Here is a 13,244-nt window from a genome sequence, read left to right as displayed (position 1 = left end):
CCGGGCAGGTCACAGAAACGAACGTCGACGAACTTCACGTCCTCGTTCTTGAGGTACCGCAGCAGTTCCTCGGAATTGGCGAACACACGTCCTCCCGGAAGGCGTAGCCCGACCTGGTCGGCGCACCCATGCCCCGACCGTACGACGACTCGCCGGACCGGCGTCGCCCATCCGCCCATCCGCCAGCGGATGAAGGCGCGTGCATGCGGCAGAGCACACCGGGTACGCCGCTGCGGCCCTACCGCCAGCGGGGCGTCCAGGTCTGACCGCTTCCAGCGCCGCCGAGGAGCACCGACATGAGTATCGCGGGGCAGGCACGACTCTCGCCGAGGGTCTCACTGGTGCTGCTCGCGTCGATTCTCGTGTCGTTCCTGGCCGCGTCGGCGGCCCCGACGCCGCTCTACGGGATCTACCAGGAGCGCTGGCACTTCTCGCCGGTCACGACCACCGTGGTGTTCGCCGTCTACGCGCTCGCGGTGCTGGCGTCGCTGCTCACGTTCGGCAAGTTGTCCGATCATGTCGGCCGTCGTCCGGTCCTGGCCGTCGCGATCGCGGTGCAGATGGTCTCGCTGGTCGTCTTCGTCTTCGCCAACGGCGTACCCGCGCTGCTGGCCGCCCGTCTCGTGCAGGGGCTCGCGGCCGGCGCCGCCACCGGCGCCATCGGTGCCGCCATGCTCGACATCGACCGCGCCCGTGGCACGCTCGCGAACTCGATCGCCCCGGGTATCGGGACCGGCAGCGGCGCCCTGCTCTCGGCGCTGCTCATCCAGTTCCTGCCCGCGCCGACGCGGCTGGTGTACGTCGTCCTACTCGTCATCCTGCTGATCCAGGCCGTCGGGATCGCGCTGATGCCGGAGACGGTCACGAGGATGGCGGGAGCGCGACAAAGCCTGCGGCCGGACATCAAGCTGCCCCGCTCCGTACGCGAGCCGATCCTGGTCGTCGTTCCGGTGCTGTTCGCGGTCTGGGCCCTGGCCGGTTTCTTCGGGGCGCTCGGCCCGGCGCTGGTGCGCGCCCTCATGAACACGTCGATCGTGGTTGGCGGTCTGGTCCTCTTCGTCTTCGCCCTCTTCGGGTCGATCGCCGTCCTGTTGCTGCGGAACACCGCCGCGCGGACCGTGATCCTGATCGGGATCGCCGCGCTCATCCTGGGCATGGTCGTCACGTTGGTGGCGATCATGGCCGAGTCCGTCCCCGGATTCTTCGTCGGCCTCGCGCTCGGAGGGGTCGGCTTCGGCGGCGGTTTCCAGGGCAGCCTCAAGACGATCATGCCACTGGTCGAGGCGCACGAACGCTCCAGCGTGCTGTCCCTGCTCTACCTCGTCTGCTACATCGGCTTCGGCCTCCCCACCGTGATCGCCGGCTTCCTCGTGGTCTACGCCGGCGGCGTCCCTCGGACCGCCGACGAGTACTCCATCGCCGTCATCCTCCTCGCCCTCGTCGCACTGCTCGGGGTGCGCAGGGCGACGAGGATGGCGCCCGGCTGATGTTGGGAACGGGCATCTGGGCGGGGCGCAGGCAGTAGCGTGGTGATCGAGCCGGCGTCGCCCGGCGGTGCGGTGGCTCGCGCTGGCGCCGCACTCATCCAGGGAGGCCGCGATGAGCCCGAGGGAATCCCAGAGCGACGCGAGTGGGACGTCCAGCGTCGAGAACCTCGACCTGAAGCTCGAGGTGATCGTCGTGCCGGTGTCGGATGTCGACCGGGCGAAGGAGTTCTACGGGCGCCTCGGGTGGCGGCTCGACCAGACACCGCCGGGCGTGGTCCAGTTCACCCCGCACGGCTCCGGGTGCTCCGTGCAGTTCGGCCCGGAGCTCACCTCGGCGGCGCCCGGTTCGGCCAAGGCGTACCTGATCGTGTCGGACGTCGAGGCGGCCCGCAGCGCCCTGGTCTCCGCCGGTGTCGAGGTAAGCGGCATCGTCCACGCCACCGCGGACGGCCCGGTCGACGGGCTGGATCCCGAGCGGCGCAGCTACTTCTCGCGTGCCACGTTCCGCGACCCGGACGGCAACACCTGGTTGATGCAGGAGATCACGACCAGGCTTCCCGGGCGTGTCGAGGGTGGCGTGACGTCGTTCGGCTCCGCGAGCGACCTGGCGAGCGCGCTCCGGCGCGCGGCCGCCGCCCATGGCGAGCACGAGAAGCGCACCGGCAAGGCGGACGAGAACTGGCCCGACTGGTACGCGTCGTACATGGCGAGCGAGCAGTCAGGGGCCAAGCTGCCCGAGTGAGCCATGACGCCGAGCCGGCCCGGTCAGCCGGTGCGGGTGACGCCCGTCACGAACGCTGGGTGTCACAGCATGTGATGGATCAGCGTCTTGTGGGCGACGCAGTCGGGATCGAAGCGACAGGAGCGACCCATGGCCAGCGCAATTCCGGACGCTGCAGGCGCCGCCACGAGGGAGGGTCGCCGCACGGACCCCGCCACCGACGCGTTCGTCACCCACCGCAACCTGCTCTTCACGGTCGCCTACGAGATGCTCGGCTCCGCCGCCGACGCCGAGGACGTCCTCCAGGAGACCTGGCTGCGGTGGGCGGACGTCGACCTCGACACCGTGCGGGACCAGCGCGCATACCTGGTCCGGATCGCCACCCGCCAGTCACTCAGCCGGCTGCGTACGCTCGGCCGCCGCAAGGAGTCCTACGTCGGCTCCTGGCTCCCCGAGCCCCTGCTGACCACGCCCGACGTCGCCGAGGACGTCGAGCTGGCCGAGAGCGTCTCGATGGCGATGCTGCTGGTGCTGGAGACGCTCGCTCCGACCGAGCGGGCGGTGTTCGTACTGCGCGAGGTGTTCGATCTGGCCTACGACGAGATCGCCGAAGCCGTCGACAAGAGCCCGGCCGCGGTCCGCCAGATCGCTCACCGGGCGCGCGCACACGTGGCCGCGCGCCGGCCCCGCGGGGTGGTTTCTCCGGCCGAGTCCAAAGGCGCGATCGAGGCGTTCCAGCGGGCGGTCGAGACCGGCGACGTGCAGGGCCTGCTCGACATCCTCGCGCCGGACGTCGTGCTCCTGGGTGACGGCGGCGGAGTCAGGCAGGCCGTGCTGCGGCCCATCGCCGGGGCTGGCAAGGTAGCGCGGCTGATGGCCTCCAAGCAGGTCAGGATCGCCGCCACGTCGCTGCACCCGGCCCAGGTCAACGGCTACCCCGCGCTGGTTCTCCGGCTCGACGGCGAGATCGACACGGTCATCGCGCTGCGCATCGACGACGGCCTCATCAGTGGGCTGTACGCCGTGCGCAACCCCGAGAAGCTGTCACACATGGAGCGTGCGACCGCCCTGCGTCGCTGAGCCGTCGCCGCGAAACGCGCACAGCGTCCCCATCCGCGACCGCGACGTCCGGGTGGTTACCGTTGCCGGCGTGCGAGCGGAGGCGGGCGAGACGATCGGGTTCTCGGTGCTCGGCTCGATCAGGGTCGTCCGCGCCGGCGCCGAGCTGCACCTGGGCGCGCGACAGCAGCGCCTCGTGCTCGCGTTGCTGCTGGCCCGGGCCGGTGCACCGGTCTCCCTGGCCGAACTGGTCGACCTGCTCTGGGACGAGGAGCCCCCGCCCAGCGCCGCGAACGTCGTGCACCGCCACGTCGGGTTGCTCCGACGCCTGCTCGAACCCGGCCTGCCGAACCGCTCTGCGGGCCGGCACATCCTCCGGGACCTGTCGGGCTATCGGCTGCGCGCCGACGAAGAGTCCCTTGACCTGCTGAAGTTCCGGTCGCTGAGCCGGCTGGCGGGCCGGAGCCTGCAGGACGGCGACCCGGAGTCGGCGCTGCGGCATTCCCTCGAAGGGCTGCGGCTGTGGCGCGGCCGGTGCGCGGCGGGCCTGGAGCCAGCCTCCCGCCGGCATCCCACGTTCCTCGCCGTGGAGGCCGAACGCGCCCAAGCGGTGCGCGAAGCCGCCGACGCCGCCGAGCGCTGCGGCCGGATGAGCGACGTACTCGCGCCGCTGCGGCAGGCTGCCGAGCAGCACCCGCTCGACGAGTCGTTGCAGAGCTGGTTGCTGCTGGCGCTCGCCGCCGACGGCCGCCAGGCGGAAGCCGTCGAGATGTACCGGGTAATTCGCCGCCGGCTCGCCGACGACCTGGGCATCGATCCGGGCGAGGAGCTGCGGGAGGCGTACGACCGGCTGCTGCACCAGCGCACCCGGCCGGCACGTGCCGATTTACCCCCGCCACTGCCCCGGCCTGCGCAGCTGCCCCCGGACCTGGCCTTCTTCGTCGGCCGGGACGACCTCCTCGCCGAGGCCCGCGCGGTGATCTCGCGCCCGGACGGGCCGGCGGTCCTCGCGATCGACGGCATGCCCGGGATCGGCAAGACCGCCCTCGCCGTCCACCTCGCCCACGAGTTCGTCGTCGGCTACCCGGACGGGCAGCTGTATGTCGACCTGCGCGGATACGACGGACGGGAGCCGGCGATGAGTCCGGCCGAGGCGCTGCGTGGCTTCCTCGGCTCGCTCGGGGTGCCTCAGGAGGGCATCCCCGCTGAGCTGCACGCCCAAGCCGGCATGTACCGCAGCAGCCTTGCCGGCCGACGCCTGCTGATCCTGCTCGACAACTGCCGGGACGTCGAGCAGATCCGGCACCTGCTGCCGGGCACCCCCGGCTGTCTGGTGATCGTCACCAGTCGCAGCCGGCTCAGCACCCTGCTGACCACGGCTGGCGCCCACCCGCTGCCGGTCGGCCTGCCGAGTGTCGACGAGGCACGCGCGGCGCTCCTGCGGCCGCTCGGCGTCGGCCCCGTCGCGGCGGACCGGGCCGCGATCGACGCCATCATCGCCAGCTGCGGGCGGCTGCCGCTCGCGCTGGCCGTGGTGGCCGCCCGCGCCGCGAGCCTGCCGCGGACACCACCGGGGCAGATCGCCGCCGAGCTGGCCCAGTCGCCCGGGAGCCTGGACGGCTTCGACGGCGACGACCCGCAGACCGGGCTGCGTGCCGTCTTCTCCTGGTCCTACCAGGCGCTCTCCGCCCCGGCCGCCCGGCTATTCCGGCTGATGCCGATCCACCCCGGCCCCGACATCTCGATCGCCGCGGCGGCGGGCCTGGCCGGCGTCTCGCTGCGGACCGGTCGGGCGTTGATCGGTGAGCTGAGCCGCGCGCACCTGATCAGCGAGGACCGGTCGGGCCGCTACCGCACCCACGACCTGCTGCTGGCCTACGCCACGGAGCTCGGCGAGGAGCACGACAGCCCAGCCGAGCGCGCCGCCGCGGAGCTGCGCTGCGTGCAGTTCTACCGGGCCACCAGCTATCAGGCGGACCAGCGGCTGCTGACCTCCGAGTATCACCCGATGATCGAGCCGGGGGTGGGCGAGACACCGCTGCGCTTCGCCGGTGACGACGACGCCATGCGTTGGTTCGCCGCCGAGCGGCAGGTACTGATCGCGCTGGTCGATCGGGCCGCCCGGCAGGGCCGGCACACTGAGGCCTGGCAGCTCGCTCTGGGTATGCAGCACTTCTTCGACCGCAGCGGCCGGTGGGTCGACTGGACGACGACCGGCGAGGTGGCCCTCGACGCCGCCCGGGCCGGCGGCGACCTGGTCGGGCAGGCCCGGATGCACCGCAGCCTGGCCGGGGCGGCCTATTTCCGACACGAGCACGACACCGCGATCGGGCATCTCGACCGGGCTGTCGAGCTGCTCGCCCGGCTCGGCCTGCCCGGAGAGCTGACCCGGGCAAGGATCAACCGGGCGATGATCCTGGGCGCCCAGGGGCGACACGAGGAGGTCGTCCGGACGCTATCCGCGGCGCTGGGGCCGGCCCGCGCGGTTGGAGACGACAGGCTGCTCGCGGACGTCCTGGTGATCATGGCGGCGAGCAACGCCGAGCTGCGCCGGGCGGAAGAGGCCGTGCGCTGCGCCGAGCAGGCGATGGCGCTGTCGCGCGGAGCGCAGTACAGGCTGGGCGTCGCCGAGGCGTGGGAGGTGCTCGGCCGGGCCCATTTCGCTCGTCAGGAGCTCGACACGGCGGCCGGTTGCTGGCGCGAGGCGGCCGTCGCCTACCAGGAGGCCTCGGCGCCGGCGCCGGCCGCGGAGGTGTTGGCGCTGCTCGGCGACGCCCTCGCCGCCGCCGGCGAACAGGACACCGCGGTGCGGGCATGGCAGGAGGCACGGGCCCTGATCCCGTACGCGCAGACGCCCACCGGGCAGCGGCTGGCCGGCCTGCTCGCGGCGGTCACGTCGCGTCCGTGACCGACTGCGATCGGCGACGGCACTCGATTCACACTTCCACGTCAGTCCATTCGCATCGCTCGTCCCTAGGCTCGTGCCGCACTCGCCGTTGCTTCTGCCTCTGGGGGTGGACCGTGCTCCGGGCATCCGACGAATCACCGGCCGGCCGGGCCGAGCGCATGACCGCGCTGCACGCCGACCACGCCCGCGCCGTACTGCGTCTCCTGCTCGTGCTGACCCGCAACCAGCGGCAAACCGCCGAGGATCTGCTCCAGGACACCATGCTGCGGGCCTGGCGGCACCTCGACTCGGTGCCGGCCGAACCTGCCGCCGCTCGGCGGTGGCTCGTCACCGTCGCACGGCGGCTCGTCATCGACGGCGTCCGGCTGCGCACGGGCCGCCCTGCCGAGGTCCATCTCGTCGACATGACCTGGATTCCCGCTCGCGACGACACGACCGGCACTGCGCTCGCGTCGTACGCCATCCGGCGCGCGCTCCGCCGGCTGAGCCCGGCGCAGCGCAGTCTGCTCTCCGAGGTGTACCTCGTCGGGCGGTCACCGGAGGAGGTCGCGGGCCGGTTGGGAGTGCCGATCGGCACGGTGAAATCACGGACCCACTACGCGCTGCGGGCCCTGCGCACCGGTCTGGATGCGGCCTGAGCAGGGGCGATTCCACCGACGGGCGAGCCGACCGCTGAGCGGAAGCTCACACTGCCGCAACACGTGCCCATCTCGCGGGGCGAGCCCTGCCATGCTCTGGCGATCGTGGCAACCAGCCCCCTACGGATCGCATCACCATGACCAGCCCGCTCTCCTTCGCCGTTCTCGGCCCGGTGCGGGCCTGGCGTGGCCAGTCCGAAATTGACCTGGGCACCCGACAGCAGCGGCTGATCCTGGCGTTGCTGCTCGCCCGCGCCAGCGGGGCGGTCAGCGTTGCCGAGCTCGTCGACCTGCTCTGGGAATCCGACCCGCCACCCAGCGCGGTCAATGTGCTGCACCGGCACGTCGGGATGCTCCGGCGGTGCTTCGAGCCGGGCCTGCCGACCCGGGCAGCGGGCTCGGTGCTGATCCGTGACGGCGCCGAATACCGGCTACGGATCGACGGGGAGTCGCTCGACCTGCTGCGTTTCCGGCGCCTGGTCGCCCAGGCCGATGCCAGCTCCGGAGAGCCGGCCGTCGAGCTCTACCGGGAGGCACTGGCGCTGTGGCGCGATCGGTGCGCCTCGGGCCTGCAGGCCGACGGCCGGGCCCATCCGGAGTTCGTCGCGGTCGACGGCGAGCGGTTCGCGGCGGTCCGGGCGGCGACCGACGTCGCTCTGCGGGCCGGATGCGTCCACACGGTGCTGCCCGCGATCCGGCTCGCCGCCGAAGACGAGCCGCTGGACGAGGCGCTGCAGGCGCGCCTGCTGCTCGCGCTCGCCGCGGACGGCCGGCGGGCCGAGGCTCTCGCGGCGTACGCCAACATCGAGCACCGGCTCGCCGACGAGCTCGGCATCCAGCCGGGCAGCGACCTGCGCGAAGCCCGGGACAGCCTGTTCGACCACGACGCGCCGGCCGACGGCTCCAGGTCGCGGCGCGGCGTCAGACCGGCCTTCATCCGGCCCGCAGCGCCGGCTGGCGGCGCGGAGGCCGAATCATGGCCGCCAGCCGAGCTGGAATTGTCGCGGTCGACCCGGGCCGAGCCGCCGGCGCAGTTGCCGGCCGACCATCCCTACTTCACTGGTCGTCGCGGCGTCGTGGCCGCCGCGAAGGAGTTGCTGGTCGGACACGGGCGGACGACGGCGCTGGTCATCGACGGAATGCCCGGGGTCGGGAAGACGACCCTCGCCGTGCACCTGGCCCATCAGCTGGCCGCCCGCTACCCCGATGGGCAGTTGCACGCGGACCTGCGTGGTTTCGACGCCGGCGATTCGGTGATGACACCGGCGGAGGCGTTGCGTGGCTTCCTGTGGTCCCTCGGGGTCGCGCCGACCGCCATACCGGCCGAACTGCACGCCCAGGCGGGCCTGTACCGCAGCATCCTGGCCGAGCGCCGGATGCTGATCCTGCTCGACAACTGCCGCGACTGGGACCAGATCCGGCACCTGCTTCCCGGCGCCGGCGGCAGCCTCGTCATCGCCACCAGCCGCCGCCGGATCACCGGTGTCGTCGGCCCGGCGGGCGCCCACCCGCTGCACCTCGACCTGCTGACCGATGCCGAGGCCCGCGAGCTGCTCACCCGCCGGCTCGGCGACGCGGCCGCCGCCGACCCGGACGCCGTCAACGAGATCATCGCGCGGTGCGGACGCCTGCCGCTGGCCCTGGCGCTCGTCGCCACCCGCAGCGTCGGCCGGCCGGGGCTCAGCCTGCCCGCGGTCGCCGGTGAGCTGGCCGAGGCTGACGGCCGGCTGACCGGCTTCGGGGACGGGCACGCCGATCTGGAGTCGATCTTCTCCTGGTCCTACCGGGCACTGACTCCCGAGGCGGGCCGGCTCTTCCGGCTGCTGCCGTTGCACCCCGCCGGGGGACTGAGCACGGAAGCGGCCGCCGCCCTGGGCGGCCTGTCCGTGCGCGCCGCCCGCGGCCTGCTCGCCGAGCTGGGGGCGCAGCTGCTGGTCCAGGCCGCCGACGGTCGGTGGCGAATGCATGATCTGCTGCGCGCCTACGCCGTGGAGCTCGGGGAGGAGCACGACGACGCGGCCGAGCGGGACGCCGCCATCGACCGGGTCCACGACTACTACCAGCTCAGCGCGTACGCGGCGCATCTGCCTCTGCTGCCGCAGGTGCCGCTGCCGCAGCCGGAGCCGTCCGAGCGCGGGGCCACCGGGCGTGGGTTCACCGACCGCGCGGACGCGATGGCCTGGTTCGCCGCCGAGCAGCGGGTGCTGACCGACATCGTCGCGCGGGCCAGGGAGCGCGGCCGGCCTCCCGGGACCTGGCGGATCGCGTTGGCCATGCAGAACTTCTTCCAGGACACCGCGCAGTTCAAGCAGTGGGCGGAAGTGGTCGGCGCGGGCCTCGCGACGGCTGGGGACGACCCCGCCGCTCAGGCCCTGCTACACCGCAGCCTCGCTGGCGCCTGCTACTTCCTGGCCGACCTGGACCATGGGCTGTCGCACCTTCAGCACGCCCGGATGCTCTTCGACCGGCTCGGCCGGCGGACCGAGCAGGGCCACGTGGAGAACAACATCGCCGAGATCCGGCTGGACCAGAGGCGCTACGACGAGGCGATCCGCCATGCCGAGGCCGCGCGGGCGCTCTTTCACACCGAGGGCAACGTGCGGGGCGCCACCAACGCCCTGCTGGTCATCGCGCGGGCACAGGGCTGGCTCGGCCGGCACGCCGAGGCGCTGGGCATGTTCGTCGAGGCGCGGCGGCAGTTCGAGGCCCTCGGCGATCTGCACGGGGTGGGCACCACCCAGGCCTGGCTGGCGCACACGTACTCGATGATCGACGACCTGCCACACGCGATGGCGACCTGGCAGCAGGCGATCGCCACCTTCCGCGGCGCCCGGGCCCCCCACCACACCGCAGAGGTGCTGGTCGCCATCGGCGACTTCCACTCCGCCAACGGCGACCCGGCCCTGGCCGGGCAGGCGTGGAGCGAGGCCCTCGCCGAGCTCGACGGGACGGACTCGCCGTTGGCCCGGCGGATCCGCGACCGGCTGCTCTGGCACCGGTGACCCGGACGCGGCGCCGGTGGGCACCGCGTCCGGGTCCCACCTTCAGTACCGGTAGGCGCGGATCACGGTCTGCTTGACCGTGTTGCCGCCGGTGTCCGTCGCGGCGGAGCGCAGCGAGACGAAACCGGTGCCAGTCGGGTTGCGCACCCAGGCGACCGCCTTCTCGCCCGACCGCTGCACGGGCAGCTGCCGCCAGGTCTTGCCGTCGTCGAAGGACGCCTCGACGGTCAGGGTCCTGGTCCGGCCCTTCGCCGCCCCGACCTGACGGTCGAGCGAGACCGGGATCGCGAAGAGCCGACCGGCCGGTGCCCGGTTCTCGATGTCCAGCTCCGGGGTGTACCGGATCGCCGTCATCGGCAGCTTCACCAGATCGCCGTCGGCCACGTGGGCGGACTTGAAGGTCCACTCCGCGTCGACCAGGGTCGACAGGGTGAACGCCGGGTCGCTGTGGAACGTCGCGGTCAGCCGGTAGTCACCCGCCGCCGCAGGCACCTGCCATGCCTCGGGCACCTTGTTGATCGTTTCGGCGATCTTGACCCCGTTGCGATAGAGGTTCAGCTGTGCGCTGCCACCGACGACGTGCCGGAAACCCATGTGCCCGGCGCCGTCACCGTGCAGTGGCCCCGGTCCTTCCATGGTGTCGCCCCAGTAGCGGGTGGCGAACTGTTGGGCGAAATCCGGCTCCGGGAAGACCGGCCCGACCACCCCGTTGGCCCACTTGACCGTGTACGTGCGCCCAGGCCGGAAGCTGGTCCACGCCGACTGGTAGCGCGTGTAGCCCGACTGGCCCGAGATCGACTGCCACACCGCCTGCTTGTCGTGGTTGTAGTACTCGGTGATGGTGTTCGGCACGTCGTAGGTGAAGCCCCGCGGGACCTGCCCGTCGCCTCCCCGGAAGAGCGGCGAGTTGCCGGGCGCGTGCGCGACCGCGAGCCGCCAGACCGGTACGTCGGCCACGTCCGCGCTGATCCGGGAGCGGACCGTGGCGAAGTCGCCCGCGCGCAGCTTGCGGGTCAGCCCGGTCATCATCTTCTCCGGCTCGTAGAAGTAGGCCCGGTAGACGTAAGGGCTGTTGTGGGTGGCGCCGTCCTGATCCAGTTGGCCCCACATCCCGTTGACATAGGAGACGAAACCGGGCGTCTTGCCGGCCCCGATCTGCGCGGTCCGCAGGTGGTCGAAGGGGAGGTTCATCAGCAGGCCGTACGCGTCATTGCTGCCGTAGATCTGCGGCTCCTCCGTCCGGATCGTCCAGCCGGACTCCTGGTGGACGGCGGTGGCCTTCGGATTCGGCACCGACACCGTGATCGGCTTGGCCAGGCGGGTGTCCACGGTGAGTGCCTGGTCCCTGGTCAGGTCGAGGACCGGGCGCACCAGCGACCTGATGTACGGGAGGTACGGGTCACCGGTCAACATGTAGGTCTGGACGAGGTAGCGGCCCGGGCGGATCCGGTACGTGGTGACCGCGGGGTTGTCGAACACCAGAATGGACTTCTGGTCCAGGTCGGTCAGGGCGGTCACCCAGCCCTGATCGGGCGTGGGCGCACCGCCGTCTGGCCCGATGAGCTTGAGGGCCAGCTGGTGGCGGGTGATGTCGAGCGCGACCGGCGTCTGCACCTGCGCACTGCCGCCGGTGGCGGTCACCTCACCGCCGAAGTAGCGGTCGGGCAGGTCGGTGCCGGCCTGCACGTTGACGGTCACTGTGGCCGTGCCGCCGGCCGGGACCGTCACCGAGGAGGCGCTGAGGCTGAACAGGCCGGCCGGCGCCGGGCCGCCGTCGGCGTCCTTGGCGTCGAAACGAACAGCCAGGGTGAGGGCGGAGGAGCCGCTGTTCGCGTACGTGATCGTGTTCTGCTGCGCAGTGGTGGTCCGCTCAAACGCGACGCTGACCGGGCTCGCCGTGACGGTCTGCTGGATGGCCCGGCCGACGTTGAGGAAGCCGGCGCCCTGCTCGTAGACGCCGACGGCGGCGTTCGGCTGCGCGGCCGCCATCAGCGTGGACTTGATCCGCTCAGGCCCCCAGTCCGGGTGCTGCTGAGCCAGGATCGCCCCCGCGCCGGCCACGTGCGGAGTCGCCATTGAAGTGCCGTTGAGGCTGGTGTACTGCGGGTTCTCGTCAACCGGCTGCATGCCGGAGGTCGAACTGCGGGCGGCGACGATGCCGACGCCTGGCGCGGTGACGTCCGGCTTGATACCGGCGTCGGCCGCGCGCGGACCGCGGCTCGAGAACGAGGCCAGGTAGCCCGTCTTGGTCACGGCGCCCACGGTCAGTGCCTCGGCCACGCTGCCGGGCGAGTTCACCGTGGACTCGCCGGCCTCGCCGCTGTTGCCCGCGGCGACGACGAAGAGCACGCCGTAGCGGTGGGTGAGGTCGGCCAGGGCTGCCTCGATCGGGTCGGTCTCCGGGCTGTCCGGGCCGCCGAGGCTCATGTTGGCGACCTTGACGCCCTGCTGCGCCACCCAGGTCATGCCGGCCAGGATCGCCGACTCCGGGCAGCCCTCTTCGACGCAGACCTTGGCGCTGTAGAGGCTCGCGCCGGGCGCCATGCCCTTGTACCGGCCTTCGGAGGCGGCGGCGGTGCCGGCGATGGTCGAGGCGACGTGGGTGCCGTGGCCAATGCGGTCGAGGGTGTCCGGGTCGGCGGTGAAGTTCTCCGCGGCGACGACCCGGTCAGCCAGGTCGGGGTGGGTCTGGTCGACGCCGGTGTCGATCACGCCGACCTTCACCCCGGTGCCCGTCCAGCCGGCTTTCCAGGCCTCCGGCGCGCCGGTCAACGGGACGCTGACGTCCAGGGTGGGCTGGCGCAGCCCGTCGAGCCAGATCTTGTCGAACCCGGGCCGCAGTTGCCGGTTGGTGCCACTCGCGGCCGAGGTGAGGTTGTTCCAGAAGGCCACCGCGTCCGCGCGGCTCTCCGCGACGGCGCTCGCCCCGGGAAGCTCCCGGGTGGTCCGGGCGCCGGAGAGGCCGGCGGGGGTGGCGCTGCCGTGCTGGACGATGAGCGGCAGGGTTGCCCGGGTGTCGTCGTAGCCGAAGCGGACCAGCGTCGAGATGTCGAAGAGCCGCTCGTCGAGCTTGCCCCGGTTGAGCAGGCCGACGGCGTCGGCGGGGATGACCCGCACGTCCTCGCCGGCGCTGTGGGTGATAAATGGGATCCGTTCCCGTCCCTTGCCCGGAACGACGTCGACCGCCGTCTGGCCGTCCACGGTGCTGAGATGGACGGTGTCGCCGGTGAGCAGAGTGACCGTCCGGGGCTTGGACGCGACCGGGGGTGTGGCCGCCGGCTTCGCGGCCCGGGGCTGCGCCGATGCCGGCACACCACCCGGGGCCACCGCCGAGACGCCCAGCACCAGCAGTGCCAGCGCCGATAACTTGCGAACTGAACGCATCATTCTCCCTGGATGAACTCGAGAGGTATCCAGGTGTTCCGGACG

7 protein-coding genes are annotated in these 13,244 nt (G+C 72.2%); 6 read left to right on the top strand and 1 reads right to left on the bottom strand.

The genetic code is table 11. The features are described from left to right. Window positions 1-296: 296 nt before the first annotated feature. The 6 genes from ABZU69_RS21595 to ABZU69_RS21570 all read left to right on the top strand — a co-directional run bounded on the left by ABZU69_RS21595 (window position 297) and on the right by ABZU69_RS21570 (window position 9,815). On the top strand, window positions 297-1,487 hold the full coding sequence (locus ABZU69_RS21595) for an MFS transporter (RefSeq protein WP_354966124.1): 1,191 nt from the start codon (window positions 297-299) through the stop codon (window positions 1,485-1,487). 112 nt (window positions 1,488-1,599) lie between these two features. Further along, window positions 1,600-2,229 (top strand): VOC family protein, encoded by a 630-nt coding sequence (locus ABZU69_RS21590; protein ID WP_354966123.1) that lies wholly within the window; start codon window positions 1,600-1,602, stop codon window positions 2,227-2,229. A gap of 129 nt (window positions 2,230-2,358) precedes the next feature. Next, entirely contained in the window at window positions 2,359-3,288 is a 930-nt protein-coding gene (locus ABZU69_RS21585) for an RNA polymerase sigma-70 factor (protein ID WP_354966122.1), read from the top strand. A gap of 70 nt (window positions 3,289-3,358) precedes the next feature. Further along, complete coding sequence (locus ABZU69_RS21580) at window positions 3,359-6,175, top strand: BTAD domain-containing putative transcriptional regulator (RefSeq protein ID WP_354966121.1); 2,817 nt, start codon at window positions 3,359-3,361, stop codon at window positions 6,173-6,175. A 113-nt stretch (window positions 6,176-6,288) separates the two neighbouring features. Next, entirely contained in the window at window positions 6,289-6,813 is a 525-nt protein-coding gene (locus ABZU69_RS21575) for a sigma-70 family RNA polymerase sigma factor (RefSeq protein WP_354966120.1), read from the top strand. 137 nt (window positions 6,814-6,950) lie between these two features. Next, a complete protein-coding gene (locus ABZU69_RS21570) occupies window positions 6,951-9,815 on the top strand; it encodes a BTAD domain-containing putative transcriptional regulator (protein ID WP_354966119.1) in 2,865 nt (954 codons plus the stop codon). A 42-nt stretch (window positions 9,816-9,857) separates the two neighbouring features. Here the strand turns inward: ABZU69_RS21570 and ABZU69_RS21565 are convergent, their stop codons facing one another. Beyond that, window positions 9,858-13,199 (bottom strand): S8 family serine peptidase, encoded by a 3,342-nt coding sequence (locus ABZU69_RS21565; RefSeq protein ID WP_354966118.1) that lies wholly within the window; start codon window positions 13,197-13,199, stop codon window positions 9,858-9,860. Between the last annotated feature and the right edge of the window lie 45 nt (window positions 13,200-13,244).

This window comes from Micromonospora sp. NPDC005206 (genome assembly GCF_040608175.1).
GTDB lineage: Bacteria > Actinomycetota > Actinomycetes > Mycobacteriales > Micromonosporaceae > Micromonospora.
Note: the sequence above shows the minus strand (reverse complement) of the source record. Positions and strands in the feature narration are given on the sequence as shown.

Excerpts from the sequence above, each read along its gene's own strand:
- ABZU69_RS21595 (WP_354966124.1), top strand. The coding sequence starts at position 297 with ATGAGTATCGCGGGGCAGGCACGACTCTCGCCGAGGGTCTCACTGGTG.
- ABZU69_RS21590 (WP_354966123.1), top strand. The coding sequence starts at position 1,600 with ATGAGCCCGAGGGAATCCCAGAGCGACGCGAGTGGGACGTCCAGCGTC.
- ABZU69_RS21585 (WP_354966122.1), top strand. The coding sequence starts at position 2,359 with ATGGCCAGCGCAATTCCGGACGCTGCAGGCGCCGCCACGAGGGAGGGT.
- ABZU69_RS21570 (WP_354966119.1), top strand. The coding sequence starts at position 6,951 with ATGACCAGCCCGCTCTCCTTCGCCGTTCTCGGCCCGGTGCGGGCCTGG.
- ABZU69_RS21565 (WP_354966118.1), bottom strand. The coding sequence starts at position 13,199 with ATGCGTTCAGTTCGCAAGTTATCGGCGCTGGCACTGCTGGTGCTGGGC.